The sequence below is a fragment of the Lysobacter sp. MMG2 genome (genome assembly GCF_016735495.2).
Lineage (GTDB): Bacteria > Pseudomonadota > Gammaproteobacteria > Xanthomonadales > Xanthomonadaceae > Lysobacter_J.
This window is the reverse complement of the sequence record NZ_JAERQY020000003.1, coordinates 312,249-338,844: the sequence shown is the minus strand read 5'-3', so window position 1 is coordinate 338,844 and position 26,596 is coordinate 312,249. Positions and strand designations below refer to the sequence as shown.

Annotated in this window: 27 protein-coding genes; 9 read left to right on the top strand and 18 right to left on the bottom strand. The window is 68.7% G+C overall.

Annotated elements, in window-relative coordinates; translation table 11 throughout:
• Positions 1-54: 54 nt before the first annotated feature.
• Positions 55-735 (top strand): YafY family protein, encoded by a 681-nt coding sequence (locus tag JI752_RS13435; RefSeq protein ID WP_216964878.1) that lies wholly within the window; start codon positions 55-57, stop codon positions 733-735.
• 270 nt (positions 736-1,005) lie between these two features.
• On the opposite strand, the gene JI752_RS13430 is transcribed toward JI752_RS13435, so the two are convergent.
• On the bottom strand, positions 1,006-2,517 hold the full coding sequence (locus JI752_RS13430; protein ID WP_216964876.1) for an acetyl-CoA hydrolase/transferase family protein: 1,512 nt from the start codon (positions 2,515-2,517) through the stop codon (positions 1,006-1,008).
• A gap of 146 nt (positions 2,518-2,663) precedes the next feature.
• Here JI752_RS13430 and crcB point away from each other — a divergent pair, with 146 nt between their 5' ends.
• Positions 2,664-3,044 carry a fluoride efflux transporter CrcB gene (gene crcB / locus JI752_RS13425; RefSeq protein WP_216964874.1) on the top strand — a complete coding sequence of 127 codons (381 nt, stop codon included), beginning with the start codon at positions 2,664-2,666 and terminating at the stop codon, positions 3,042-3,044.
• A 13-nt stretch (positions 3,045-3,057) separates the two neighbouring features.
• On the opposite strand, the gene JI752_RS13420 is transcribed toward crcB, so the two are convergent.
• Together JI752_RS13420 and JI752_RS13415 are read right to left on the bottom strand one after the other, a co-directional pair.
• A complete protein-coding gene (locus JI752_RS13420) occupies positions 3,058-3,690 on the bottom strand; it encodes a response regulator transcription factor (RefSeq protein WP_216964872.1) in 633 nt (210 codons plus the stop codon).
• Positions 3,687-4,793, bottom strand: a complete 1,107-nt coding sequence (locus JI752_RS13415; RefSeq protein ID WP_216964870.1) for a histidine kinase — start codon at positions 4,791-4,793, stop codon at positions 3,687-3,689. Before JI752_RS13415 ends, JI752_RS13420 begins: the two co-directional genes overlap by 4 nt.
• A gap of 161 nt (positions 4,794-4,954) precedes the next feature.
• Between JI752_RS13415 and JI752_RS13410 the strand changes: the two genes are divergently transcribed.
• Complete coding sequence (locus JI752_RS13410) at positions 4,955-5,671, top strand: hypothetical protein (RefSeq protein ID WP_216964868.1); 717 nt, start codon at positions 4,955-4,957, stop codon at positions 5,669-5,671.
• Between the two features lie 133 nt (positions 5,672-5,804).
• Positions 5,805-7,217 (top strand): FAD/NAD(P)-binding protein, encoded by a 1,413-nt coding sequence (locus JI752_RS13405; RefSeq protein ID WP_216964866.1) that lies wholly within the window; start codon positions 5,805-5,807, stop codon positions 7,215-7,217.
• A 218-nt stretch (positions 7,218-7,435) separates the two neighbouring features.
• Here JI752_RS13405 and phhA read toward each other — a convergent pair whose 3' ends face one another.
• A complete protein-coding gene (gene phhA / locus JI752_RS13400) occupies positions 7,436-8,329 on the bottom strand; it encodes a phenylalanine 4-monooxygenase (protein ID WP_216964864.1) in 894 nt (297 codons plus the stop codon).
• Between the two features lie 122 nt (positions 8,330-8,451).
• Here phhA and JI752_RS13395 point away from each other — a divergent pair, with 122 nt between their 5' ends.
• Positions 8,452-8,928 (top strand): Lrp/AsnC family transcriptional regulator, encoded by a 477-nt coding sequence (locus JI752_RS13395; RefSeq protein ID WP_216964862.1) that lies wholly within the window; start codon positions 8,452-8,454, stop codon positions 8,926-8,928.
• A 5-nt stretch (positions 8,929-8,933) separates the two neighbouring features.
• On the opposite strand, the gene fabR is transcribed toward JI752_RS13395, so the two are convergent.
• On the bottom strand, positions 8,934-9,596 hold the full coding sequence (gene fabR / locus JI752_RS13390; RefSeq protein WP_216964860.1) for an HTH-type transcriptional repressor FabR: 663 nt from the start codon (positions 9,594-9,596) through the stop codon (positions 8,934-8,936).
• Between the two features lie 95 nt (positions 9,597-9,691).
• Between fabR and JI752_RS13385 the strand changes: the two genes are divergently transcribed.
• Complete coding sequence (locus JI752_RS13385; protein WP_216964858.1) at positions 9,692-10,789, top strand: ferredoxin reductase; 1,098 nt, start codon at positions 9,692-9,694, stop codon at positions 10,787-10,789.
• 10 nt (positions 10,790-10,799) lie between these two features.
• Complete coding sequence (locus tag JI752_RS13380; RefSeq protein ID WP_216964856.1) at positions 10,800-11,930, top strand: acyl-CoA desaturase; 1,131 nt, start codon at positions 10,800-10,802, stop codon at positions 11,928-11,930.
• A gap of 98 nt (positions 11,931-12,028) precedes the next feature.
• Here the strand turns inward: JI752_RS13380 and JI752_RS13375 are convergent, their stop codons facing one another.
• The 9 genes from JI752_RS13375 to JI752_RS13335 form a co-directional block, all read right to left on the bottom strand.
• Positions 12,029-13,093, bottom strand: a complete 1,065-nt coding sequence (locus JI752_RS13375) for a patatin-like phospholipase family protein (protein WP_216964854.1) — start codon at positions 13,091-13,093, stop codon at positions 12,029-12,031.
• Positions 13,094-13,298: 205 nt separating this feature from the next.
• On the bottom strand, positions 13,299-13,703 hold the full coding sequence (locus JI752_RS13370; RefSeq protein ID WP_216964852.1) for a DUF3052 family protein: 405 nt from the start codon (positions 13,701-13,703) through the stop codon (positions 13,299-13,301).
• Positions 13,704-13,713: 10 nt separating this feature from the next.
• Entirely contained in the window at positions 13,714-14,736 is a 1,023-nt protein-coding gene (locus tag JI752_RS13365; RefSeq protein ID WP_216964849.1) for a TIGR00266 family protein, read from the bottom strand.
• Positions 14,737-15,020: 284 nt separating this feature from the next.
• Entirely contained in the window at positions 15,021-15,716 is a 696-nt protein-coding gene (locus JI752_RS13360) for an aspartate/glutamate racemase family protein (protein WP_216964847.1), read from the bottom strand.
• A 10-nt stretch (positions 15,717-15,726) separates the two neighbouring features.
• On the bottom strand, positions 15,727-16,449 hold the full coding sequence (locus tag JI752_RS13355; protein ID WP_216964846.1) for an ABC transporter ATP-binding protein: 723 nt from the start codon (positions 16,447-16,449) through the stop codon (positions 15,727-15,729).
• The gene (locus tag JI752_RS13350) at positions 16,446-17,444 is read right to left on the bottom strand and encodes a hypothetical protein (protein WP_216964844.1); all 999 of its coding nucleotides are present in this window, start codon (positions 17,442-17,444) and stop codon (positions 16,446-16,448) included. The genes JI752_RS13355 and JI752_RS13350 overlap by 4 nt, the downstream gene beginning before the upstream one ends.
• Before the next feature lie 22 nt (positions 17,445-17,466).
• Positions 17,467-19,134: a M28 family metallopeptidase gene (locus JI752_RS13345; protein WP_216964842.1), complete on the bottom strand. Its 1,668-nt coding sequence runs from the start codon at positions 19,132-19,134 to the stop codon at positions 17,467-17,469.
• A gap of 76 nt (positions 19,135-19,210) precedes the next feature.
• Complete coding sequence (locus JI752_RS13340; protein ID WP_216964840.1) at positions 19,211-19,792, bottom strand: hypothetical protein; 582 nt, start codon at positions 19,790-19,792, stop codon at positions 19,211-19,213.
• 60 nt (positions 19,793-19,852) lie between these two features.
• Positions 19,853-20,614, bottom strand: coding sequence for a rhomboid family intramembrane serine protease (locus JI752_RS13335; RefSeq protein WP_216964838.1), 762 nt, complete (start codon positions 20,612-20,614; stop codon positions 19,853-19,855).
• Positions 20,615-20,727: 113 nt separating this feature from the next.
• On the opposite strand from JI752_RS13335, the gene JI752_RS13330 reads away from it, so the two are divergent.
• Together JI752_RS13330 and rmuC are read left to right on the top strand one after the other, a co-directional pair.
• Entirely contained in the window at positions 20,728-21,897 is a 1,170-nt protein-coding gene (locus JI752_RS13330) for a class I SAM-dependent rRNA methyltransferase (RefSeq protein WP_216964836.1), read from the top strand.
• A 90-nt stretch (positions 21,898-21,987) separates the two neighbouring features.
• Positions 21,988-23,544, top strand: a complete 1,557-nt coding sequence (gene rmuC / locus JI752_RS13325; protein ID WP_216964834.1) for a DNA recombination protein RmuC — start codon at positions 21,988-21,990, stop codon at positions 23,542-23,544.
• 229 nt (positions 23,545-23,773) lie between these two features.
• Here rmuC and JI752_RS13320 read toward each other — a convergent pair whose 3' ends face one another.
• The 4 genes from JI752_RS13320 to mlaD form a co-directional block, all read right to left on the bottom strand.
• Complete coding sequence (locus JI752_RS13320; RefSeq protein WP_254200776.1) at positions 23,774-24,988, bottom strand: VacJ family lipoprotein; 1,215 nt, start codon at positions 24,986-24,988, stop codon at positions 23,774-23,776.
• A gap of 75 nt (positions 24,989-25,063) precedes the next feature.
• Positions 25,064-25,339, bottom strand: coding sequence for an STAS domain-containing protein (locus tag JI752_RS13315; RefSeq protein WP_216964832.1), 276 nt, complete (start codon positions 25,337-25,339; stop codon positions 25,064-25,066).
• Positions 25,340-25,341: 2 nt separating this feature from the next.
• Positions 25,342-26,022: an ABC transporter substrate-binding protein gene (locus JI752_RS13310; protein WP_216964829.1), complete on the bottom strand. Its 681-nt coding sequence runs from the start codon at positions 26,020-26,022 to the stop codon at positions 25,342-25,344.
• Complete coding sequence (gene mlaD, locus JI752_RS13305) at positions 26,019-26,582, bottom strand: outer membrane lipid asymmetry maintenance protein MlaD (RefSeq protein ID WP_216964827.1); 564 nt, start codon at positions 26,580-26,582, stop codon at positions 26,019-26,021. The genes JI752_RS13310 and mlaD overlap by 4 nt, the downstream gene beginning before the upstream one ends.
• Between the last annotated feature and the right edge of the window lie 14 nt (positions 26,583-26,596).

Here is a 26,596-nt window from a genome sequence, read left to right as displayed (position 1 = left end):
GTCCTGCGTCGTCGTGCCGATTGAGTGCGGCGCGTCGGCGCGCGATCATGGCGCATGCGCCGCGCCGACCGCCTCTTCCTGTTGATCCATGCCCTGCGTGGACGCCGTTCCGCTCTCACCGCACAGCGACTGGCCGAGGAGCTCGGCGTGTCGTTGCGAACGGTGTACCGCGACGTCGCCGACCTGCAGCGCTCCGGTGTTCCCATCGAAGGCGAAGCGGGCGTGGGCTATCTGCTGCGTAAAGGCTCGGACATCCCGCCGCTGATGTTCACGCCCGACGAGCTCGAAGCCCTGGTGGTCGGCACGCGCTTCGTGCGTGCCTTCGGCGGCAAGCGGCTGGGGCGCGAGGCCGCGGCGGCGTTGCTGAAGATCGAAGCAGTGTTGCCGCCGGAGCTGCGCGAACGCAGTTCGCGCACGCGTATCTTCGCGCCGGAAGTGGACCGGCTCGAGAACAGCGGGCTCATCGATGATCTGCACGCGGCGGTGACCGGCGCGCTGGTGCTGCGCATGAGCTATCGCGACAACGATGCGCGCCCGACGGAGCGTGAGATCGAACCGCTGTGCCTGGCCTTCTGGGGCGGCAGCTGGACGCTGGGCGCGTGGTGCCGGCTGCGCGCCGACTTCCGCAATTTCCGCCCCGATCGCATCGTCAGCTATTCGCCGACGGGGGAGACGTTCGTCGAGACGCGGGAGCGGGGGTTGGCGGCGTACTTGAAGGCGGTGAGTGGGTCGTGATTCGACTCGACGCGTGCGGGTGACTTACGCATGCAACCCGCGGGCACTCCTTCTCCGGTGACTACCGCACCGTCATTCCCGCGAAGGCTGGAATCCAGCGGCTTTCCACGCATCCCCGTGGCCTGTGAGCAGCGGAGCGAAATGGATTCCAGCTTTCGCTGGTAATGACGTGATGTGTCGGAGGGCGTGACAGCCTGGATCCCGGCCTTCGCCGGGATGACGGTACTTGAGCGGATGACGCTATTGGCAGGGACGACGCACTGGCACGCACTACACCCGCATCGACCCCGTCTCCACGAACCGCTCATGCCACGACAGCGCTTCGCCCAGCAGGTGCGGCGTGTGCTTGCCGAAGCTCTCGCGTCGGGCGCGGTCGAAGTAGTCCTGCAGCATCGGCCGATAGTCCGGATGCGCGCACGAGTCGATGACGCGTTGCGCACGCTGCTTCGGCGACAGGCCGCGCAGGTCGGCGACGCCTTGTTCGGTGACGATCACCATCACGTCGTGCTCGGTGTGGTCGACGTGGCTGGCCATCGGCACGATCGAGGAAATCGCGCCGTTCTTCGCCGTGCTCGGAGACATGAACACCGACAGGTACGCGTTGCGCGCGAAGTCGCCGCTGCCGCCGATGCCGTTCATGATCTTCGTGCCGGCAACGTGCGTGGAGTTGACGTTGCCGTACAGGTCGACCTCGATCATGCCGTTCATCGCGATGCAGCCCAGGCGGCGCACGAGTTCGGGGTGGTTGGAGATCTCCTGCGTGCGCAGCACGATGCGCTCGCGATAGAAGTCGACGTGATCGAGGAATTCGTCGATCGCCGCCGGGCTGAGCGAGAACGACGTCGCCGAGGCCACGCGCACCACGCCGCGCTTGAGCAGGTCGAGCATGCCGTCCTGGATCACCTCGGTGAAGGCGGTGAGGTCGCGGTAACCCGCCTCGCCCAGTCCGGCCAGCACCGCGTTGGTGATGTTGCCCACGCCCGATTGCAACGGCAGCAGCTGCGGCGAAAGGCGGCCGCGACGCACTTCGTGGGCGAGGAAGTCGAGCAGGTGCGCGGCGATCTGGCGCGAGGTCGCATCCGGCGGCGTGAACGGCGAATTGCGATCCGGCGCGTCGGTCTCGACCACGGCGATGACCTTCGACGGATCGCAGCGCAGCCACGGCTCGCCGATGCGGTCGTCCGGGTGCAGCAACGGGATCGGCTTGCGGTTCGGCGGCAGCGCGGTGCCGTAGTAGACGTCGTGCATGCCTTCCAGTGCAGCCGGCTGCCAGCGGTTCACTTCGAGGATGACCTTGTCGGCCTGCTCCAGCCACGTCTTGTTGTTGCCCACCGACGAGGACGGCACGAGGTGGCCGTCGTCGGTGATCGCGGTGACCTCCACCACGGCCACGTCCACCGCACCGAAGAACCCGAACCAGGTGTGCTGCGCGACATGGCTCAGATGCATGTCGATGTAGTGAAGATCGCCGGCGTTGATGCGCTCGCGCAGGCTGGGGTCGGACTGGTAGGGCAGGCGCAGCTCGATGCCCTCGGCACGGGCGAGAACGCCGTCGAGCTCCGGCGCGGTCGAGGCGCCGGTCAGCACCTTCACGCGGAAGGCCTCGCCGCGTGCGTGGGCGTCCTCGATGTGGGCCGCGAGGGCCTGCGGCACGGCCTTGGGATAACCGGCGCCGGTGAAGCCGCTCATCGCCACGGTCATGCCGGGCTGGATCAGGGCGGCGGCGTGCTCGGCGGACATGCGCTTTTCGCGCAGGCCGGCGTGGCGGATGCGGTCGTTCATGGGGGCGTACACGTGCGGGGGAAGCCGCAGTCTAGTCCCGCGTCCGTGCAGGCGGCTTGCCGTGTGCGAGGCGGATCGCTTGCCGTGACTGGCCGAGGTGGCGGCGGCACGCGTACGCTCGCACCTGCGCACTGAAGGAGGTTCCGATGCTCTACTCGCTGGTCGCCATCGCCGTCGGAGCCGCGTTCGGCGCGTGGGCACGCTGGGGCCTGAGCCTGTGGCTGAATCCGCTGCACCACGCGGTGCCGATGGGCACGTTGGCGGCGAACCTCGTTGGCGGTTACCTCATCGGGCTGGCGGTCGCGGGCTTCGCCCAGATGCCGCAGCTGGCGCCGGAATGGCGGTTGTTCGTCATCACGGGGCTGCTGGGCGGACTGACCACGTTCTCCACGTTCTCCGCCGAAACGGTGGATCTGCTGCAGCGTCAGGACTACGCCTGGGCGTTCGGCGTGATCGCGCTGCACCTGCTGGGGTCGCTGGCGATGACGGGGCTGGGGCTGTGGACGGTGAAAGTCGTGGCGAGCTGAAGCCGCGCGGCTTTCAGATCACACGCAGCGTGATCGCCTTGAGCACCGCGCGCGTACGATCGCGCGTGCCGAGCTTCTCCAGGATCACCGACACATAGTTCTTCACCGTTCCTTCGGCGAGGAACATCGCGCGCGCGATCTCCTTGTTCGAATAGCCGCCGGCCAGCAGGCGCAGGATCGCCACTTCGCGCTCGGTGAAGGTCTCGCGCGGCGCTTCCTGCTGGTGGTACTGGTAGCGAGCGCGCACCGGGTCGGTGCTGACCGGTTGCAGCAGCGTCTCGCCGGCGGCCACGCGGGCGATCGCGTCGCGCAGGTCTTCCGGTGCGGCGTCCTTGAGCAGGAAACCCTGCGCACCGGCCTGCGTCGCCTGCAGCAGCAGCTCGCTTTCGTCGAACGTGGTGAGCAGCAGCACGGGCGTGCTGTCGCCACGCGCGCGCAGGCGGCGCAGGGCTTCGATGCCATCCAGCCCGGCCATGCGGATGTCGCTGAGGACGACGTCGACGTGCGTGTGTTCCAACTGTTCCAGCAGCTGCGCGCCGTCGGCGGCCTCGAAGACGACCGTGATGCCCTGGCGCTCCAGCAAGGCGCGCAGGCCGGCGCGGACGATGGCCTGGTCGTCGGCCAGCGCGATGCGCGGCGCCGTCATGCGGGCAGGCTCGCGTCGATGCGCAACGCACCGTGTTCGGAGCGGCTCAGCGCCAGCTCGCCGCCGGCGGCCGTCACGCGTTCGCGCATCCCCGACAGCCCGTTGCCCTCGCGGATCGCGCCGCGCAGCTGGCCGTTGTCTTCCACGCGGATGCGCAGGCGTCCATCGCCCGCACCGATGGACACGTCCACCACGTCGGCATCGCCGTGGCGCGCGCTGTTGGTCAGCGCTTCCTGCACCAGGCGCAGGACGGCCTCGGCGGTGGCCGGATCGGTGACGCGCACCGCATCGTCGATGCGCAGGCGCAACGACGGTCTCGGCATCGGCGCAGCGAGTGCGCGCAGTGCCGTGCCCAGGTCCAGGCCCTGGTCGTGGCGCATCGCCTGGACGATGCCGCGGATGTCGCTGAGCAACTCACTGGAGAGCTGTTGCGCCAGCGCGATCTCCTGCCGTCCGGCGAACGCCGGATCGGCGGCCAGCGCGCGCAGGTTGAGGGTCATCGCGGTGAGCTTGTGGCCAGCGACATCGTGCAGTTCGCGCGCCACGCGCAGGCGTTCGTTGTCGCGGGCGCTGTCGGCGAGGAGGGCGCGCGTGGCGAGCAGGTCGGCGTTGACCAGGGCCAGGCGGTCGCGCGCCAACTCGGCACTGCGCGCGTAGTGCGTGGTCAATGCGGCGAACGACTGGAAGCCGATATACAACGACAGCTGCAACAGCGGCGCGGCATGGCCGCCCCTCTCCAGCGCGAAGTACAGGCCCGCGTTGAGCGCGAGCGCCAACGCGACCACCACGCGCGGCCGATACTCCATCGCCAACTCGGCGATCAGCACCACCAGCAGCACCGGCGCGATGCCCAGGCGCGGCGCCAGCGCGATCAGCGTGTAGGCGATCGCCGCCTGCAACGCGTACAGGAGCGCGCGCGCCACCGGCCGGCGCGGCAGCCAGTCCAGCGCGAGGATGCTCAGCATGGTGAGGCCGAGCAGCACCCACGCCAGCGTCATCCGCGCGCCCTGGAGTTCGTACTGCATGCCATAGCCCACCGCCAGCAGCGTGGCGGCGGCGGCGAAATTGAGCGGTTGCAGGGCCTGGCGGGCGCGTTCGTTCATGCCGCCATGCTGCGACCGCTGCTGCGCCACCGCAATGCCGCCGATGCAGGAAGTGACTTCCGGCAGGTCGGCGGGATGACGGCGGGCACTGCGATGCGTCGCGGCCGGCGCGCATCGTGTCGTCAACGTCCGCACAGGACGCAGCGACAGGAATCGCCGTCATGACCGCGTACAAGCTGCTGGTTGCCGTGCATGTGCTGGTGGGCGTCATCGCCCTGATCACCTTCTGGACCGCCGGCCTGCTGCGCAAGGGCACGCCGGCGCACCGCGGCGCGGGCCGTGTCTATCTGCTGGCGATGGTCGGCATCATCCTGACCGCCGCGCCGATGGCGATTGCGCGCTGGATGGACGGGCACGTCGTCACCTCCGCGTTCCTTGGGTATCTGGTCGTCATCACTTCGACCGGCGTGTGGGTGTCGTGGCGCGCGATACGCGACAAGGCGTCCGCGGCGCGCTTTACGGGGCCGGTCTATGTCTCGCTCGCCGTGTTGTCGCTGCTGTCCGGCGCGGGCGTGCTCGTGCTGGGCCTGAAGGTGGGCGCGGCATTGCTGATCGGTTTCTCGGCGGTGGGCCTGTTCACCGGCGTGGACATGCTGCGCCGCCGACTGCGCCACGCCACGCTCGGCACGACGCCGCGCTGGTGGATGAGCGAGCATTACACCGCGATGATCGGCAACGGCATCGCCACGCACATCGCCTTCCTCGGCATCGGCCTGCCGCGCCTGCTGCCGTCGGTGAACGGCACCGCGCTCCACTACGTCGCGTGGTTCGGTCCGCTGGCGCTGGCGATCGTCGCCAAGGTGCTGCTCGACCGCCGCTGGAAGCCGCGTGCCACCCGCGCGCCGGGGCCGGCAACGGCGCGCGCGCAGGGCGCGTGAAGGACAGATTCCGATCGGTTATGAAGCACTGACGAAGCGTTGCGTGAAACACGCGGCCGCATAACCCACCGTTTACTTCCGCCGTCCGGCGATCGCCTACCAATAGGCGCACGACGACCCCGGGAGAAACGACATGCGGATCAGCATCATCGGCGCGGGCTTCAGCGGATGCGCGCTGGCCACCGAACTGGCCCGCGCCGCACCCGCCGGCGTGGACATCCAGTTGGTCGGGGTGTCCGACAGCTTCGGCCGAGGCGTGGCCTACGGCGAGGCGCGACCGGAGCATCTGCTCAACGTGCGCGCACGCGATCTGGGTGCGACGGCGGATCATCCCGGCGAGTTCGCCGACTGGCTCAATCTGACCGAGCGTGCACGCACCAGCTTCCTGCCGCGCCTGGTCTATGGCGAGTACCTGCATTCGCGCCTGCAGGCGGCGGCGCAGCTGTCGCTGGCCGGCTTCAATCGAATCCCGCAGGAAGCCATCGCGATCGATCGCGCAGGCAGCGCGTTCCGCGTGCATCTGGCGGACGGTTCGGATTTCCTCAGCGATCGCGTCGTGCTCACCGTCGGCGCGCTGCCGCCGCAGCCGCTGGCGGGCATCGGGCCGCGCCTGGCGGTGCATCCCAGCTACGTCGCCTGGCCGTGGCAGAACGGGCTGGACGGCATTGGCGCGATCGACCACATCGCGCCCAACCAGCGCGTGCTCATCATCGGCACGGGACTGACGATGGCCGACGTGGTCGCCACGCTGCACCGGCGCGGCCATCGCGGGCCGATCACCGCGCTGTCGCGTCATGGTCTTCTGCCGCAGTCGCACACGGACGAACCGGCGGCGCCGATCGCATTGCCGCCCACCGTGCTGCACGCGATCAACACGCACGATCTGCCGGAACTGGTGCGCGCCCTGCGCGCGCTGACGCCGATCGTCCCCGACTGGCGCAGCCTGATCGATGCATTGCGTCCGTACCTGCAGGGCTTCTGGCGCGGCCTGGCCACGCCGGAGCGTGCGCGTTTCCTGCGTCACCTGCGCTCGCATTGGGAGGTGTTGCGTCACCGCCTTGCACCAACGCTCGCGCACGAGCTGGAGGAGCTGCGCACGCGCGGTCGCCTGCGCGTGCGCGCGGGCCGGCTGTTGCGTGCGCGGCGTACCAGCGACGCGGTCGAAGTGCTGATCCGCGAGCGCGGCTTCTCGCACGCCAGCCGCGAGGAGTTCGATGTGGTGATCCGCGCCACCGGCTTCGACACCGATGTAGACCGCACGAGCCATCCGTTGATCGCGCAGCTTCGCGACTCCGGGCTGATCACCGCCGATCCGCTGGGGCTGGGCATCGAAGCCTCACCGCGCTTCGAAGCATTGGACGGGAGTGGGCTGCCCGTGCGCGGGCTCTATGCGCTCGGCCCGCTGCTGCGAGCGCAGTTGTGGGAAATCACGGCCGTGCCGGAGCTGCGCGTGGCCGCGCGCGCGCTGGCGAAACAGCTGCTGCAACAGGAGCGTCGTGCGAGCGTGGAGATCCAGCGTGGGATGGAGGCGCTGGCGCGGCCGTGAGGTGCCATCGTTCGCTGGGACGACCTTCTCCCGCGCGTGAGGGATGCGCTGGAGTGCCCATGCTGTCATTCCCGCGAAGGCGGGGCTTTTGGGCTGCCGAACGGCCGCACCATCCACGGCGAACTACCTCAAGCTTTCCGTCGAACGTGGTTCGCCTGGAAGTTGGATCCCCGCCTTCGCGGGGATGACGGCTTCGTCCCTACGGAACGCCAGCGTCCTCAGACATCCCCATCCGTCGCCCAGCCCTCGCCCGTGCCGCGGTTGAACACGGTGTCGGTGGCGAGCACGTTGCCGGCGGGGATGGATTCCTGCTGCCCCAGTCGCTCGTAGATCGGCGTGAAGTCTGGTCGCGTCGCGTCCATCAACTGCTCGTAGCTGTCGATGACGAAGTAGGTCTTCTGGAAGGTGTCGATGCGGTAACGCGTGCGCATGATGCGCTCCAGGTCGAACCCGATGCGGTTCGGCGCGGCGCTCTCCAGGCAGTGGATGGATTCGCCCTTCGACGACACGATGCCGCTGCCGTAGATGCGCAGGCCGTCGTCCTGTTTGATCAGGCCGAACTCGACCGTGTACCAGTACAGGCGCGTCAGATTGACCAGTGCTTCCGGGCCGATCCCGTGTGCCTTCACGCCGCCGCGGCCGTAGGCCTGCATGTAGTCGGCGAAGACGGGGTTCATCAGCAGCGGCACGTGGCCGAACAGGTCGTGGAACAGGTCCGGCTCGGCCAGGTAATCCAGCTGCTCGGGCTTGCGGATCCACCACGTCACCGGGAAACGGCGGTTGGCGAGATGGTCGAAGAACGTGAGCTCCGGCAGCAGGCCCTCGACGCCGACCAGCTCCCAGCCCGTTGCCTTGCGCAGCAGGCGGTTGAGGTCTTCGTACTTGGGGATGCGGTCGGGCGTCATGCCCATCGCTTCCTGGGTGCGCAGGAATTCGTCGCTGGCGCGGCCCACCAGGATCTCGCGCTGGCGCTTGAACAGCGTGCTCCACACCTCGTGGTCGGTGGCGCTGTAGGAGGACCACGGCTGCTCGACGACCGCCGTCGTGTACACCGGAACGTAGCCCTTGTCGGTGAGCTGGTGTTCCACGCGAGAGGGGGTCCCGAGGTTCATGCGGCGCTCCTGTGTCGAAATTCGACTTTACCGGCCTCGCCGCGCAATGGGCTTGCGTTGTTGCGCGCATGATGGGCTACGGCGCAAGATCATTGCGCCGAATAACGAACTGACGCAATCCGATGCCCGCCGTCGACCTCGATCGCACCGACCTGCTCGTCCTCGCCGAACTCCAGCGCCAGGGCCGCCTGACCAACGCCGAACTGGCCGAACGCGTGCACCTGTCCGCCTCCGCCTGCTTGCGACGAGTGCAGCGGCTGGAGCGGGAAGGGGTGATCTCGGGCTATCGGGCCGAAGTGGATCCCGAGCGTCTGGGCCTCGGGCTCCAGGCCTTCGTCCGCGTGCAGCTTTCACGGCACGATGCCGACGCGATCGCCGCTTTTCGCGACTTCGTGAACCAGTGGGACGAGGTCGTCGCCTGCCATGCCCTGACCGGCGACATGGACTACCTGCTGCAGATCGTCGTGCAGGACCTGGAGCATTTTTCGCGGTTCCTGCTCGACCGCCTGCTCAACCAGGCCGGCGTGGCGGACGTGAATTCCAGTTTCGTGCTGAGGACCGTGAAGGCCCTGAGCGGCGTGCCGTTGCCCGCGCGCTGAGGCGATCAGGTCGGGTTTAGGCCGTTTTCTGTCGCCAACGTCCGGGATCCGGCGATGATCATGCGAACCATCAAGGTGAGCTGACGGACCAGCTCCGGGTCCTTCTCGCGCGGCAGGTCCATGGCCGTGGCGCCCATGGCGAAGACCAGGCGGGTGATCGCCTTGGCCACCAGCGCCGGTTCGCGCAGGACCACGCCCTGCGCGGCGTTGATCTGGATGAGGCTGATGCGCAGCTCCTCTTCGAAGAAGCTCAGCTGCCGGTCCACGGCGTGCTTGAATGAGTCCGAGCCGGCGGTGCCTTCGCGCAGCAGCACGTGCAGCAGCTGGTCGTCGGCGCGTAGCTGCTCCACGAACGCCTCGACCGCGCCGCGCACCGCGCTGCGGTCCCTGGCCGCGCGCAGGCGGGCCGCGTCGATGATCTTCTGCAGCGACAGGCCGGCCAGGTCGATCAAGGCCACGGCCAGCTCGTCCATGTCCCGGAACTGCCGGTAGAAGCTGTTCGGCGCGATCCCGGCTTCGCGTGCGACCTCGCGCAGGCTCAGCGTGGACACGCTGCGGTGCGGGCCGATCAGCTTCAGCGCCGCGGCCAGCAGGTCCTCGCGCGAGATCGCGCCCTTTCGGGCTGCCGCGTGCTCGGATTCAGCGTGGAACTGGGTCTGTGGGCTCACGAGGGCGTGCACGGCGGCGGATGACTGAACATCATATCGGGGACTCAATATACAGTCGTATAGACATCTGTGCGCTTGTCTGTATAGTGCCAGTCATGAGTGCCGTCGTCCGTCCCCCGAAGCGTCCGCGTGGTCTGCGGCGCCTACTGAATGCCTGCGTCGCCCCGAGCGTGTTCGATTTCTGGGCGTCCCGCCTGGATCGCACCTGGACCTGGGACCGCCCGCTGGCCCGCATCGTCGAGCGTCGCGTCGAATCGCGCGATGCCGTCACCCTCGTGCTCAAGCCCAACCGTCACTGGCGCGGCTTCCACGCGGGCCAGCATCTGAACATCAGCGTCGAGATCGACGGCGTCGCGGTCACGCGCAGCTACAGCCTCAGCGACGCACCGCGCGATGACGGCCGCGTCGCCATCACCGTCAAGCGGATCGAAGGCGGCAAGCTCAGCGTCCATCTGTTCGAACGCGCCGGCGTCGGCGACGTCCTGCGCGTCGGGCCGGCGTTCGGCGAGATGACCTGGCCTCAGGCGAACGAGGCCGGCTGGCTGTTCCTCGCCGCAGGCAGCGGCATCACGCCGCTGATGTCGCTGGTGCGCGAACACGCCCGGCGCGGTATGCCCGCGCCACTGACGCTGCTGTATTGGGCGCGCACGCGCGATGAACTGTGCTTCGCAGACGAACTGCTGGCGCTGGCCGATGCGCACCCGGACTTCGCAGTCCACTGCATCCTCACGCGCGAATCCGACACCGACGGTGCACCGACCGGTCGCCTCGACGTCGCGCAGCTCGCCTCGCTCGTGCCCGACGCGGAGCAGCGCCACGTCTACGCCTGTGGTCCGCGCGGCTTCGTCGAGACCGCGCGCGCGGTGACCGGAACGCAGGCGCGCAGCTTCCATGCCGAGGCGTTCACGCCGCCGCAGGTCTCGCTCGAAGACACCGGCGAAGCGCTCATCACACTGAAACGCAGCGGCCGCACACTCACCGTGCCGCGCGGACAGCCGCTGCTGACGGCGCTGGAGGCACAGGGCCTCAAGCCCGCCTCGGGCTGCCGCATGGGCATTTGCAACACCTGCGCCTGCGGCAAGTCCGCCGGCGTCACGCGCGACCTCAACACCGGCAAGGTCGGCACCGAACCCGTTTCGGCGCTGCGCCTGTGCATCAACGCCGCCGCCGGCGATCTCGAACTCGATCTGTGAGCCCCCCGACATGACGTCCCGCAACCGCGCCCTCAGCCCTGCCGAACTCGACCGCTTCGGCGAAGAGCTCGACGCCCTGCGTGCCCGCACCGTCGCCACGCTCGGCCAGCGCGACGCCAACTACATCCGGCGCATCGTCGCCTGGGTGCGCTGGAGCGAAGTCGCCGGTCGCGGCCTGCTCTACGTCGGCGCATTCTCGCTGCTGTTCGCACCCGCGCTGCTGTGGCCGCTGTGCGTGCTGGGCGCGGTGGTACTGGGCCTGTCGAAGATCCTCGAGAACATGGAGCTGGGCCACAACGTCATCCACGGCCAGTACGACTGGATGCGCGACCCGCACCTGGACGGCCGCAGCTACGAGTGGGACATCGTCGGCACCGCCGAGAACTGGCGCTACACGCACAACTACCGCCACCACACCTACACCAACGTGCGCGGCCTGGATGACGACATCGGCTACGGCCTGCTGCGCATCTTCCCGGAACAGCGCTGGCGCCCGTATTACCTGGCGCAGCCGGTGATCGCGGTGGTGTTCGCGGTGCTGTTCGAGTGGGGCGTGGCGATCCAGAACCTCAAGCTCGGCCGCTGGATCGCCGGCAAGATCACGCACCGCCAGATGTGGCGCAAGTTCGTGCCGGTCGGCCGCAAGATGGGGCGGCAGATCGTGAAGGACTACGTCGTGTTCCCCGCGCTGGCCGGCCCGTTCTTCCTGCCGGTGCTGCTGGGCAATGTCGTGGCCAACGTGATCCGCAACCTGTGGACCTACACGATCATCTTCTGCGGCCACTTCACCACGGACGCCGAGACGTTCCCGAAGGAATGCATCCGCAACGAATCGCGCGGCCACTGGTACCTGCGCCAGCTGCGCGGCTCGTCGAACATCTCCGGCGGTCGCCTGATCGATGTGCTCTCGGGCAACCTGAGCCACCAGATCGAGCACCATTTCTACCCGGACGTGCCGGCCAACCGTTACGCCGAAGTGGCGCCGACGGTGCGCGAGATCTGCGCGCGCTACGGCCAGCACTACAACACCGGTTCGTTGCCGAAGCAGTTCGGCCAGGTGATCTGGCGGATCGTGCGCCACGCGTTCCCGAGCCGGCCGCGCAAGGCGGCGCCGCTGGTGTTGAATACCGACGCGGCCTGAAAAACCTGTAGCCCCGGGTAGGGCCGAAGGCCGCACCCGGGGACGCATCACACCTTCACCCCGGGTGCGCTTCGCTTACCCGGGCTACGAAAGCGCACTTAGTTCGACAGCACGCCCTGATCCGCCAGCGCCTTGCACTGCGGATCGCGGCGCAGCTTCGACAGCCACTTGCGGTCTTCCTCTTCGCAGAACGCGCGCAGCTTGGCCTGTTCGGCCTTGAGTTCGGCGGCGCGTCGCGTCGCGTTCGCCTCGTCGGTGCGCGCCTTCTGCCACTGCGCCACCTTCGCGCGGATCTGCGGCATCGCCGCCAGCGCGGCGCGCTCGCCTTCCATGATCGCGTTGTTGCGCTGTTCGAAGTCGGCCGGGCCGATCTCGTTGACGCTCGGGCGGATCACCACGTCCGCACGCGCGAGTTCCTGCGCGCCCAGGCGCTGGCCCATGATCGTGATCGACTGGTTGACGTTGCCCAGCATGCTGCCCGGGTTCTTGCCGCTGGCCTTGCTGGAGATGTCCACGGCGATCACGAGGTCCGCGCCCAGCTGGCGCGCCGCGTCCACCGGCACCGGGCTGACGACGCCGCCGTCGACGTAGTGGAACTTGCCGATCGCCACCGGCTCGAACACGCCCGGAATGCTGCTGGACGCGCGCACCGCCTGGCCGGTGTTGCCGCGCACGAACACCGTGCGGTCGCCGGTTTCCAGGTTGGTCGCCACGGCCGCGAACGGCCTGCGCATGCGCTCGATCGTCTTGCCGCCGACCAGCTCGTTGACGTAGTCCTGCAACTTCTGCCCCTTCACAACGCCGCCGGAGAACAGGCTGACGTCACGGATGGACGCCTCGTCCAGCGCGAAGGCCTGCTTCTGCATGGCGAAGGCGTCCATGCCGCTGGCATAGAGCGCACCGACCACGCTGCCGGCGCTGGTGCCGGAGACGACTTCGGGCTGGAAGCCGTTGGCCTCCAGCATCTTGATCACGCCGATGTGCGCGAAGCCTTTCGCCGCGCCTCCGCCCAGCGCGACGCCGATGCGCACCTTCGGTGCCTGCACGGGCGGAGCCGAGAGGGACGGCGGTGGCGTCGGCTTGACTGCTTCACCGCCACACGCGCCCAGCAGGACGGCGAGCGAGGCCAGCAGCACGGGGCGCAGGGAACGGAGCGGGTTCATGGTCACGATGGCGTGGGATGGATGGGCGGTCAGCGGCGCAGGATACACGTGGCACAAGGCGCGATAGCGGGGCGGATTTGGCGGAACGATGGAAGGCTGGGCGAGCATTCATCGCCCGTCCGCCCAAACGTCCTGCCTTGCTTTCAGGGGAGCCCTGGCGAGGGGTAGCGAGGCCGCGCAGCGGCGAACGTTCCGGCGCACACGCTCAACGCAATTCCTTGCGAACCACCAGCTTCAACCCCGACCAGACCTCGTCGACCGCGCAGACCTTCACGTCGACGAAGCCCAGCGGCAGCGCCACCTCGCGCACCGTGTCCTCGGTGATGTCGGTGGGGACTTTCGAGGCCTTCTTCGGCCACGACACCCACACGGTCGCGTCCGGCGCAAGCGTGCTCCGGCACTTGCCCAGGGCATCGGCCAGCACGGCGCGTTCGCGGCAGAACACATGGGCGATGTCGACGCCCTTCGCCAGTCGCGCGACGAAGCGCACGCCCGGCGGCAGGGGATCCAGCAATGCGCGGTAGTGCTCCGGTGCGGCGAGCGTCCACGCGGTCGCGCCATCGCGGAAGCCGAGCTTCTTCGCCAATGGCGTGCCGGAGTAGCCGCTCATCGCACCGTCCTCAGAAGTTGTTGTCGCCGTCCAGGATGCGGCCCAGTCCGCCCAGCACCGAACCTTCGCCGCGATTCTGCCCGCCGCCCTGCGGCGCGGCCGCGAGCATTCGCCCGGCCATGCGCGAGAAGGGCAGCGACTGCAGCCACACCTTGCCCGGGCCGGTCAGCGTGGCCAGGAACATGCCCTCGCCGCCGAACAGCATGCTCTTGATGCCGCCCACCGCGCGCACGTCCATCTGCACGGTGTGGTGGTAGGCCATGACGCAGCCGGTGTCCACGTCCAGGCGCTCGCCGGCGCGCAGTTCGCGCTCGATCACGGTGCCGCCGGCGTGCACGAACACCCAGCCGTCGCCTTCCAGCTTCTGCATGATGAAACCCTCGCCGCCGAACAGGCCGGTGAGGATGCGCTTCTGGAAGGCGATGCCCACCGATACGCCGCGCGCGCCGGCCAGGAAGCTGTCCTTCTGACAGATCAGGCGACCGCCGTGTTCGTCCAGCTTCATCGCCAGCACCGTGCCCGGGTACGGCGCGGCGAAGGCCACGCGCGCCTTGCCGGTTCCGGCGTGGGTGAACATCGTGGTGAACAGGCTCTCGCCAGTCAGCACACGCTTGCCGGCGGAGAAGATCTTGTCCATGAGGCCGCCGCCCTGCCCCGTGTGCTGGCCGTTGCCGAACACGGTGTCCATCTGGATGGTCGCGTCCTTGTACATCAGCGCGCCGGCCTCGGCGATCGCGCACTCGCCCGGGTCCAGTTCCACTTCGACGAACTGCATGTCGTTGCCGACGATGCGGAAGTCGATGTCGTCGCTGCGCCGGCCGGCCGCGGACGGCGTCGGCGGTGGCACGTGCGCGGGTTGCACGCCGGTGGCTTCGGCGAATTCGGGCATCGACTTCACCGCCTGCCAGCCCGACAGGCCCTCGCGCCAGCACAGGTCATCAGGATGCCTGCGCGCGTGCGCCTGCGCCGAATCGGCATCGAGCGGACCGACGCGCTGGCTGTTGCCGGCGGAAACGAAGTACCACTGGGTCATGGGGGAAGTCCTGCGGAAGTCGGAAGCGGCGAGTGTAGCGGCGGCGGTTGACGACGCATGGGCGGGAGGTCACTGGTACGCCGGGAAAACATCGTCTCGTCGACTGCCGTCCAGCGTTGCCGCATCCCGCATCCCACACCCTCGTCATCCCGGCGAAGGCCGGGACCCAAGCCCGCAACGCGGGGGCACTCCCACGCCGGCAAACGACCTCACCGTCATTCCCGCGAAGCCCAGCTTTCGTTGGAATGACGTGATGTTTCGCGCGCCATCAGCGCGCCAACGACCTACTCGGCCAACGCCGCCAGCGCCGCGTGGCGCGCATGCAGCGCCGTGGTGTCGAACAGCGGAACACTGGCATCGCCCTGCCCCACCAGCAGACCGATCTCGGTACAGCCCAGGATGATCCCCTGCGCACCGCGTTCGACCAGCGCGGCCATGATGCGCCGGTACTGCGCGCGGGATTCTTCGCGGATGGCGCCCTGGCACAACTCGTCGTAGATCACGCGGTGGACGATCTCGCGCTCGTCGGCCTCGGGCACCAGCACGTCGAGCCCGTGCCGTTCGATCAACCGCTTCCGATAGAAATCCTGCTCCATGGTGAAACGCGTCCCGAGCAGGCCGATGCGTTGCAACCCTGCACGCCGGATCTCTTCGCCCGTCGCGTCGGCGATGTGCAGCAGCGGCAGGCCGCTGGCGGCTTCCACCGCGTCGGCGACCTTGTGCATCGTGTTCGTGCAGATCACCAGCAGCTGCGCACCGCCGGCCTTCAACGAACGCGCCGCGTCGGCGAGCACCGCGCCCGCTGCATCCCAATCACCGGCATGCTGCAGCTTCTCGATCTGCGCGAAGTCCACGCTGTACAGCAGCAGCCGCGCCGAATGCAGCCCGCCGAGCCGCTCCTTCACCGTCTGATTGATCAAGCGGTAGTACGGCACGGTGGATTCCCAGCTCATGCCGCCGATCAGGCCCAGCGTCTTCATCGCGACCTCCTCATCGCATCGCCTCGACCATCGCCTGTTCCAGGCAACGGTCCGGATCGTCGCGGATGGCCTTCAACTCCTGGCGTGACCAGTCGTGATGCATCGTGCCATCCACCATCAGCATCGCACGGTTGATGAAGCGTTCGGCGATGTCGAGCGCGTGCGTAGCCAGCAGCACCGCCGTTCCGTGTTCGCCCGTCAACCGCCGCAGGTGCTCCTTCAACGCGTAGGCGCTGAGTGGGTCCAGCCCATTGAGCGGTTCGTCCAGGATCAGCAACGGCGGTTCACCGAGCAATCCCAGCACGATGCCGACTTTCTGCCGGGTCCCCAGCGAGCAATGCCCGATCCAGCGGTCGAGCATGGGCGTCAGCGAAAGCGCCTCGCACAAGGCCAACGTCGCCGAAGGAATCCCGGGCAGGCCGCGCGCACCGGCGAACAGCCGCAGGCACTCGCGCACACTGAGCAGCGGTGGAAGGCGGGCCGGATCGATCGACATTCCGAGCAGGCGCTTGGCCGCCACGGGATCGGCGACCAGATCGTGTCCACCGATCCGGACGCGGCCGGAATCGGCTGCGGTCACGCCCGACAGGCACTGCATGAGCGTGGTTTTTCCTGCGCCGTTGGGTCCGATCAGCGCGGCGAACTCGCCCGGCGCCAGGACGAGATCGATGCCGCGCAGGATCGGCTGGCGATGGATGCTGTAGCGCAGGGCCTCGACGTGCAGCGCGCTCATCGGCCTGCGCTCCCGCTGGCATGCCGCAGACGCCACGCGGCGGGAAGGCAGGTCAGCGCCAGCGCGGTCAACCAGCACACCATGCGCATCCAGGAAAATCCCAGCACGAGATTGCCAAGCAAGGCGATCGCCGTTGCGCACGCAAGCGCGATCAACGGATAGCCCACCGCTGCCCTGCGTCCGTCACGCGCCTGGATCGGCGTGGCACGCAGCAGCTGACACGCCTCGCCGGCTACGTCGAGGCTCATGCGCAATGCGAGGCTGGCCCAGAGCCAGGGCACGACCATCAACACTGCGCCCGCCGCAAGCTTCAGGCCCAAGCGATCGGGCAGCAGCAGGAACATCGAACCGACGATCCAGAAGTGCCCGCCCTGCCCCCGCCGCCAGCGCAGGACGACAGCACGACGTTGCCATTGCGACACGCCTGCAAGCGACGCGTCTGTCACGAACGCGCGGGTGAACAAAGGCTCGCGGCGACCGGCGTGATGCGTGCGGTCCGTGGCCGGCGGGCGCAACGAACGCCAAAGGCCGATGCCGATACCGGCCGTGAGCCCCGTCATGCTCGGCAACATCGAGCCCGAAACGAAGCGGCTTGCATCGAACCACGCCGCGACCATCACGGCCGACCATGCGCCCAGCCCGATCAGCCCGTATCCGATGGCGACGACAAGCAGCGCCATGCGAGCGCGCAGCGACGAGATCGGCAGCGCCGCGAACCATCCCGAGCGAAGCTCGCAAGCCAGGAGTGAAAGCCGGCGTGACGCCACGGTCTCGATCACCAGCGCAATGACAATCGCGCTCGCGAAGGGCCATGTGGCGATCAGCCGCAGACATCCGCTCGCGAAGCCCGCAGGCGACGCACCCAGCGCCATCAGCAGCCCGGCGCTGCCCGCGAACGCCGCGGTCCAAATCAACCCGCCTCGCAACGAGGGACGGGACCGCAGCAGCGTCTCGCAGCGCTGCCCGAACCAGGGGTGCAAGGCCGTCAGGCTCAAGCGCAACACCTGGCTCTTTCGATCATCGAGCAGCCGCCTTACCGAACTTCTCGCCGAAGAAATCGCCCTCGTTCCACACCGGCCGTTGCGGTGCGTCGGCGATGAGCTGGCCGATGCGCGCGTTTAGCTTGGCCAGTCGCGCCGCGTCGGCCCATTGGATCGGCTGGGTGAGATCGTCGCCGGGCTGGTGATAACGATCGCGCAGGAACGCGTCCTGGATCGCCTTCGCATCGCCGTCCACGCCCGTGTAGCCGCCATCGAGGTACACCGCCGGCACACCCGCGCGGATGAAGGCGTACTGATCGCTGCGCACGAACACCACTTCCTCCGGCGACGGATCCGGCGACAGCGACACACCGATCTCCTTCGCCGCCTGCTGCACCAGCGGCTGCAGCGTGGAATGCTCCAGGCCGATCGGCACCACGTCCTTCGTCGGCGCCAGCAGCATCGGCATGTCCATGTTGACGTTGGCGACCAGCGAGCCGGCGGGCACCGTCGGATGGCGCGCGAACCACTCCGCGCCGAGCAGGCCCTTCTCCTCCGCCGTCACCGCGACGAACAGCACCGAGCGCTTCGGCGGCGCCGCATCGTGGGCCAGGCGATTGGCGGCTTCCAGCATCACCGCGATGCCCAGCGCGTTGTCGAGCGCGCCGTTGTAGATCGCATCGCCGTTGACGGGCGCGCCGATGCCGACATGGTCCAGGTGGGCGCTGAAGACGACGTGTTCGTTCTTCAGCGCCGCATCGCTACCGTCGAGGCGGGCGACGACGTTGCGTGAATCCACCGGCGTGATCGCCGTATGCGCGGCCAGGCGGAGCGTCCCGGGAAGGTCGAACGCGCGCAGCTTGCCGTCGCGCAGGTCCTGGAAGAGCTGTTTCGCCATATGCCCGCCCGCGGACAGCATCGCATCGGCCTGTGCGGTGGAGACCGTGGCCGTCACGCGCAGCTGCGGGAACGTGTCGATGCCCTTGCCGTCCTCGCCGCGCAGGCGCATGCCGGGGCGGTCCCAGTTTCCGGCGGTACGCGTCCACGGCGACTGCTTCTGCTCGTCGTCGGTCTGCACCACCACGATGCCGACCGCGCCGCGTCGCACCAACTCCTCCGCCTTGGTGCGCGAGGAAGAATGGAAGGCGCGACGATCGTTGTCGAAGCGCGCCGGCGCGCCGTTGAACATCACGGCGATCTTGCCCTTCACGTCCACGCCGGCGAAATCGTCGTGCTGCAGTTCCGGCGCGTGCACGCCCTGCCCCACGAACACCGCCGGCGCTTCCACGCTCGCCTGCGCTTCGTTGAAGTTGATGCCGGGAAGGAAGTCGTCGCGGAAGGCCAACGCCCGCTCGCGGCCGTCGCGCACGATCACCAGTGCGTTGCCGTCGGCCTGGCGCACGCCGCGCAGCATCGGCACGCGCTGGAAGAAGCTTGCGTCATCGCCCGCGGGTGCCAGCCCGATCGCACGGAAACGCTGAGCGACGTAGAGCGAGGCCAGGTCGTACCCGCGCGTGCCGGCCTCGCGGCCCTCGAGCAGGTCGTCGGCGAGGAAGCGCACATCGGCCTCGATGCGGCGCGCGTCGGCGCTGGCGGAGGCGTCGTAAGTCTCTTTCACCGGCGCATTGGCCGGTGCGGTGGACGCTTGCTCGCGCTGGCATGCCGCGAGGACGAGGGCGAGGCTGATCAGCGTGAGGCGGCGCATGGAACGACCCGGTGTCTGGTTAGCGGCGACGCTAACATCCCGCACCTCCCATGCCAGTGCCTCAAGGCACCCGCCATCACTCGGGGAGGAAGAATCCCAACAGGCAGAGGATCCAGAACAGCGCCCCGATGACCAGCCAGATCCAGTTGGCCCAGGTCAGGTGCTGGTTCGACTCGCCCTCGGGGTCGCCGCAAGCGAGGTTGGCGGCCTTCTGGATCCGCACTCCCGTCACCGCCAGCACGGGCACCAGCGCCATCCCGATCAGGTCCGTGATCGGCGAACCGATCTCCCGGAATGCCAGGCGGTCGAAGATGTTCATCGTGACGGCCAGGGCGACATACACGGTCGCCACGCCCGAAGCAGACCACGGGTAGGGCCGGTCATCGCGTTGCAGGCGGTTGTCGATCTGCCGGGTCAGGGCATGGGTGAAGAAGATGCTGAAGGCGGCGCGCGCGATCGGCAGCATCTTCTGACGGTTCACCGTACGGAACCGCGCCCAGTGCATGTAGAACCAGTAGAGCTGGTACATGCCGAGCGTTGTCACGAACAGCAGCAGGAACTTCCTGGGGCTGACGACGAAGAATTCGTTGCCTTGCGACGCAAGCGGGGCCGGATCGATGAGCGGCGCGGCGGGCGGCGCGTAGAGGTTCTCGCTCATGCACAAGCGCGGGGGGCAGGAAGGGAATGCGCAATCTAGCGACGCCCCCCTGGGGAAACCCTAGGACTTGTCCGAAAGTCGCCTCACCACGCCACGGGTTGTCGACGGACGGTGCCACAGCACGGGGACCTCATCCGGCCGGGGCGGCTCCAGCTCATCCGACAACGGCGCGATCGTGCCCTCCTCCTCGTCCTCCCAGCTGTACCGCTTGCGCGGCGCCAGCGGGTCGGTGCGGCGCAGCAGCCACGCGGCGAAGACGCCCGCGACCGCGCCGCCCAGGTGCGCCTGCCAGGACACGCCCGGCTCGCGCGGCAGGATCGTCAGCAGCATGCCGCCGTAAAACATGAAGGCGAGCATCGCGGCTGCGATCGAGGCGCGGTCGCGGCGCAGCAGGCCGAGCACGAACACCAGGAACATCAGGCCGTGGGTCAGGCCGCTCGCGCCCAGGTGGCGGGTGCCGGGATCGCCCAGCAGCCACGCGCCCAGGCCCGAGCCCAGCCACAGCAGCGGCAGCGCGCGGATCGTCGCCTTCGGGTACAGGCCGCCGGCCAGCGTGCCCAGCATCAGCAAGGCGATCGCGTTCGCGGCGACGTGCTCGAAGGAGCCGTGCAGCAGCGGCGCGGTGAGGATGCCCAGAAGCCCCTCGACCGACCACGGCTGCACCGTCCAGGCGGCCACGTCGAACAGCCCCTGCGCGGTGAACACCGCGAACAGCAGCAGGACGAAGCCCAGACTGAGGTTGAAGGCGCGCAGCCAGCGGCGCTTGTCGGCCTTTCGCTGCTCGGGCGTGTCGGGGAGGGCTTCGGGCGTGGGCAGGTGCATACCGAGCACATTGCGACCGCCGGGCGTGAATGCAAGCCGGCCAGGACGGGCCGATTCGTCCCGTCGACGGGTCGATGCGGCCGGATGCGACGGCGCGCACGTAAAATGCCCGGATGAACGCCGAACTCCCCACCGTACGCCTCAAGAACGCCTGGAAATCCACCCACCCCTGGATCTTCCAGCGCCTCGTCGACAAGCCCGCCCAGCGGCCCAAGCCCGGCGCCATCGTCGATGTCGTGGGCGTAGAGGGCGACTGGATCGGCCGCGGCTTCTACAACGGCCACTCGCGCATCGCCGTGCGCATCCTGGAAGCGAACCCGGACGTCGAGGTCGACGCCGGCTGGTTCGCCCGCAAGATCGCCGCGGCCGTCTCGCTGCGCCGCGACGTGCTCAAGCTCGACGAGGTGAGCGACGCCTGGCGCGTGGTGCACAGCGAGGGCGACGGGCTCTCCGGCCTGGTCGTGGACCGCTACGGCGACCTGCTGGTGGTGGAGTTCTTCAGCGCCGGCATGTTCCGCCATCGCGAGTGGATCTACGAGGCGCTCAAGGCGCAGTTCCCCGGCTGCCGCTTCTACAGCTTCGCCGACGAGCACGTGCAGAAGCAGGAATCCTTCGACTTCCGCGGCAGCGAAGCCGTACCGCCGGCGGTCATCACCGAATACGGCATCAAGTTCCGCGCCGACCCGGCCGGCGCGCACAAGACCGGTTTCTTCGCCGACCAGCGCGAGAACCGCGAGTGGCTGTCGCAGCAGGTGAAGGACAAGACCGTGCTTGACCTGTGCTGCAACACCGGCGGTTTCGCGGTGTACTCAGCCGTGCGTGGCGCCTCCGAAGTGACCGGCGTGGACATCGACGCCGACGTGATCGAAATCGCCAAGGGCAACGCCAAGCTCAACAACGTGCGCCCGCGCTTCGTGCAGGCCGACATCTTCCCGTGGCTGCGCGACGCCGGCATCCGCGGCGACCAGTACGACGTGGTCATCCTCGACCCGGCCAAGATGACGCGCGACCGCGAGCAGGTCATTCCCGCGCTGAAGAAGTACCTGGACATGAACAAGCTGGCGCTGGGCGTGGTGAAGCCGGGCGGCCTGTTCGCGACGTTCTCGTGCACCGGCCTGGTCGCCGAGGACCAGTTCCTCGACATGCTGCGTCGCGCCGCGTTCTATTCCGGGCGCACGGTGCAGGTGCTCAAGGTCGCGGGCGCCGGTGCGGACCACCCGTGGCTCGCGCAGGTGCAGGAATCGCGCTACCTCAAGGCGGTGTTCTGCCGCGTGGTGGACTGACGCGGCTTCGCTACGCGTGGCGCGTCTCACCCATTGAGACGCGCACCGATACACTGGACCCTGTATCGAACCGCACGAGGCCAACCTTCCATGGACACGCTGATCTACGCGGCGGGCGCCGTCATCGTGCTCATGCTGGCCTACGTGGCCTGGCAGCTGACGCGGCTCTCGCGCGGCCAGGGCGATAGCGCGAACGCCGCGGAGCTGTCCGCGCTGCGCGAAGCCGAGCGCGCCAAGGCGATCGAACTGTCCGCGCTGACCGTGCGGCTGGCCGAGCGCGACGCCGACCTGGCGTCGCGCGAGCGCGATCTCTCGCGACTGGCGCAGGAGTGCGGCGAAGCACAGGCCCGCGCGGAGCGGCACGGCACGGCGGCGGCGGAACTCAACGCCAACCTGCGCGCCCGCGACACTGAGCTGGCCGACCTGCGCGCCCGCCTGGACGCCGAGCGCGGTGAGCTGTCGCATTTGCGCGCCGAACTGGCACTGCAACGCGAGCGCTCCGCGCAGACCGAAGCCAACCTCGCCCATGCCGAGCAGGCCAAGGCCGAGATCAAGGGCTTCCTGGAATCCGCGCAGACGAAGCTGTCGGCCACCTTCGCCGAACTGGCCGGCAAGACCTTCGAGGAACGCGGCGCCCAGTTCGAGAACAACGTGCGCACCGCCACGCAGCAGTCGCGCACCGACTTCGAGACGCTGCTCAAGCCCTTCGCCAACCAGCTCAACGAATTCCGCACGCGCGTGGACACCGTCTACGGCGAGGAAGCCAAGGAGCGCGCCTCGCTTGCCGGCGCGGTCAACGAGCTCAAGACGCTCAACCAGGACATGGCGGCGCAGGCGTCGGCGCTGACGCGCGCGCTCAAGGGCAGCGCCAAGGTGCGCGGCGACTGGGGCGAGCTGATGCTGGAAAGCGTGCTGCGCAGTTCCGGGCTGGAAGACGGCACGCATTACGATCGCCAGGCCTCCAGCGAGGACGACGAAGGCCGTCGCTTGCGTCCGGACGTGGTCGTGCGCCTGCCCGGCGACCGCCGCATCGTGGTCGACAGCAAGGTCAACCTCATCGACTGGGAGCAGGCGATGAACGCGCAGACCCCGGAAGAGCACGAGGACGCGCTGCGGCGCCACGCGGTCGCGCTGCGCCAGCACATGAAGGACCTGGCCGACAAGAACTACCCCAAGGCCGTCGGCGATTCGGCGCTGGAAGTCACCGTCGCCTTCGTGCCGATCGAAGGCGCGCTGTCGGCCGCGCTGGGCACCGATCCTGCGCTGCAGACGGACGCGTTCGCGCGCGGCATCGTGTTCGCCTCGCCCAATACGTTGATGGCGGTGCTGCGCGTGATCGAGCGCCTGTGGACGCGCGACAAGATCCAGCGCCAGGCCATCGACATCAGCGACGCTGGCGGCCGCGTGCTCGACGCGTTGCAGAACTTCCTGACGGAGTTCGACCAGGTGGGCCGCAAGCTCAACGAAGCCAACACCTCCTTCGTCAACGCGCGCAACAAGCTGTCGGAATCGACGCATGCGGTGATCCCGCGCGCGCGCCGACTCGTCGAGCTTGGCGTGAAGGGGAAGAAGGCGTTGTCGGCCGAACTGGCGCCGGACGAACAGGTGCTTCCGCTGACGCTGGAGCGGTCGGGATCGGGCGATTGAGGCGCGGCATCCGTCTGCGCCCTGCCCTTCCCGTCATTCCGTACAGAAGTCCGAAGCGTGACGGCCTGGATCCCGGCCTTCGCGGGATGACGGTAGGTGCGGTGACGGTAGATGGAATGACGGTGTAAGCGAGCCGCCGCGGCCGCGCTGCACAAGCCCGTCCTCAAGAGAAAAGCCCCGGCGTTTCCACCGGGGCTTTCGCATTTCATCGCGACAGTAAGGGCCGCACTCAGCTGCCGTCCGTCGGCATCACCGGCATCGCATCCACCGGCACCTGCGGGTTGGTGTCGTCGCGCAGGTAATCCGGCAGCGACTGGTCTTCATCGCGCATGCGGTCGCCGAAGATCTGGTAGTTGCGGCGCTGGATCCACGCATCGCGCACCAGCGTGTAGTCGTCTTCGGCGCCTTCGCGGAAGCTGTCGGTCGCCAGCAGCTGCGCGCGCACGTCCACCAGCTGCAGGCCCTGCAGCGGGATGCGCACGCGGTCGGCCTCGACCTGGCGCAGCGGGCTCAGCGGCGCGTCGCCGACCATGCCGAAGCTGTCGCGCAGCGTGCGGGGGCCGAACAGCGGCAGTTCGACGAAGCGCGAGTTCTTCCAGCCCCAGATGCCCAGCGTCTGGCCGAAATCCTCGCTCTTGTTGGGCAGCTTGGCGTCCGACGCCGGGTCGAAGATGCCGCCGATGCCCAGCGTCGAGTTGAGCAGGAAACGCCCCAGCGACTGCCCCGCCTGCTTCGGCTTGCCCTGCAACAGCGCGTTGATCGCCGACACCGGCTGGCCGAGGTTGTTGAAGAAGTTGCTGACGCCCAGGCGGAACGGGCGCGGCACCACTTTCACGTAGCCGCGCGCGAGCGGACGCGCGACGGTGCGGTCGACCGCATTGTTGAACTTGTGCATGCCGCGGTTGTAGCGCTCCCACGGGTCGTAGACCGCAGGCGGCGCCATCGGCGTGGGCAGGTTCGGATCGCCGTACTGGCCGTAGATGTCGTCGAAGTCGCGCTCGGCCTGGGTCGGTTCGCCCTGCACGTCGGCGCCCGGTTCGGGCGCATCGACGGGCGTGGGCGGGATGTCGGTCGGCACCGGTGCATCGGGCGGCGTCACCTGCTCCGTCGGCGGCGTCGTGGCCGGCTCGGTCGGCGGGACCGGAGGCGGCACGGGTTCGGACGGCGGCGGCACGGTCGGCGTGGCGGGCGGCTGCGTTTCATCCGTCGGCGGTGGCGTCGGCGTCGACGGCGGCTGGGCCTCGGCCGGCGGTCGGCCGGTCTCGCCGTCGATGGTTGCGGCCACGCACTTGCGCGCGGCCGCGGCGTCGGTGCCGGCGGCCTTCATGCAGCGATCGAATTCCTCGCTCTGCGCGCCGGACAGCGGACGGGTAATGATCTGCGCCTGGCCGAGCAGCGGCGCGGCGGCGAGCACGAATGCGATGAGGGGTGCGTGGGGGCGCATGGGTCGCAGTGTAAAGGCTCGGGAAATGCTCGGCCGGCCGGGCCCGCGGCCACGACCGGAACGGAGTGTCGCGGCTCAGCCGGCGAAGGCGAGCGTGGAATCCAGGCGGTACGCGCTGCGCAGTTCGGACAGACCGGGCGGCGAACCGACGACTTCGACGATCCCCAGGCGCGCGCTGAGCTCGGCCAGCAGCGCCAGTCCCGCGCTGTCGACCGATTCCACGGCGCTCAGGTCGAGCCGTCGCGCCTTCGCCGCGCGCAGCTGCGACCACAACGAGGCAACGGCGGCGCGCTCGAGCACGCCGCCGAAGGCGAGGGTGTCACCGTCCTGGCGGACCGTCGCAGCGGCCATGGTCAGTTGCTGGCCGCCTGTGCCTGCAGCTTGCCGGCCTTGATGTCGGCGGCGACCTGCGGGATCGACTTCTGCTTCAGCGGCGCGTCGAACTGGTTGCGGAAGGTCTGCACGAAGCTGACGCCTTCCACCATCACGTCGAACACCTTCCACTGCGTGCCGACCTTGCGCATGAGGTAGTCCACCGGCACGGCTTCGTTGCCCTGGCGCAGGTACTCGCTGGACACCTTGACGATGGCGCCGCCGCGCAGCGGGGTTTCCGACTTCACGCGCACCTTGAGCTTGGTGTTGAGGTCCAGCAGCGAGGAGCCGTAACGCTGCATCAGGCTGTCGGCGAGCGCGTCGGCGAACACCTTCACGTCGGCGTCGGACGCGCCGCGGCCGTGCACGCCCAGCACCAGGCGGGCGGAGTAGTCGCGGTCGAACATCGCGTTGAACTCGCTGGCGATGAAGTCACGCAGGGCGGCGCGGTTCTGGGTGAACTCGGCGCGGCGCGATTCCAGCGTCGCCAGGATGCGGGTCGAATTGCTCAGCACCAGCTGGCTCGGCGAGCCGGCCGGGGCGGCGCTCGCGGCGGCCGGGGCCGCCGCGTCGGCGGCCTGGGCCAGCACGGCGCCCGGCGCGGCGACGGCCAGGGCGGCGGCAATGAAAACGGTCAAGGAGCGGTGGGGGATGCGCTTCATGGGGTCTTGGTCTCTTCCTTGGGGGCGGCTTCGCCCTGGAGGTAATCGGGAACGCCGGCGTTCGGGTCCGGAGCCTGGCCGGCATTGTCGGCAGGCTTCGCGCCACCGCCGCTGAACATGTACTTGCCCACCAGCTGGATCAGGTCCACCGCCGATTGGGTCAGGTAGAGCTCGTCGCCGGGCTTCAGGTTCTCGGGATCGCCACCCGGCGCCAGGTTCACGTAGCTCTCGCCCAGCAGGCCGCTGGTGAGGATGCTGGCGGCGGTGTCGGCCGGCAGCTTGTCGTAGCGCTTGTTGATCGCCAGGGTGACAACGGTGTCGAACTTGACGGGATCGACGTCGATCTTGGCGACATGTCCTATCGCCACGCCGCCGATCTTGATCGGCGCGTTGGGCCGCAGGGCGCCGATGGTCGAGAAGCGGGCCGTCACCTCGTAGGTGTCGCCGCCCACGCCCCAGCGGCCATTGGTCGAGGCCAGCGCCAGGACCAGCAGCGAGGCCAGGGCCAGCAGCAGGAAGGCGCCAACGGCGAATTCGATTCTTGGGGCTCGGACGGTCATGGCGGGATTCGGGA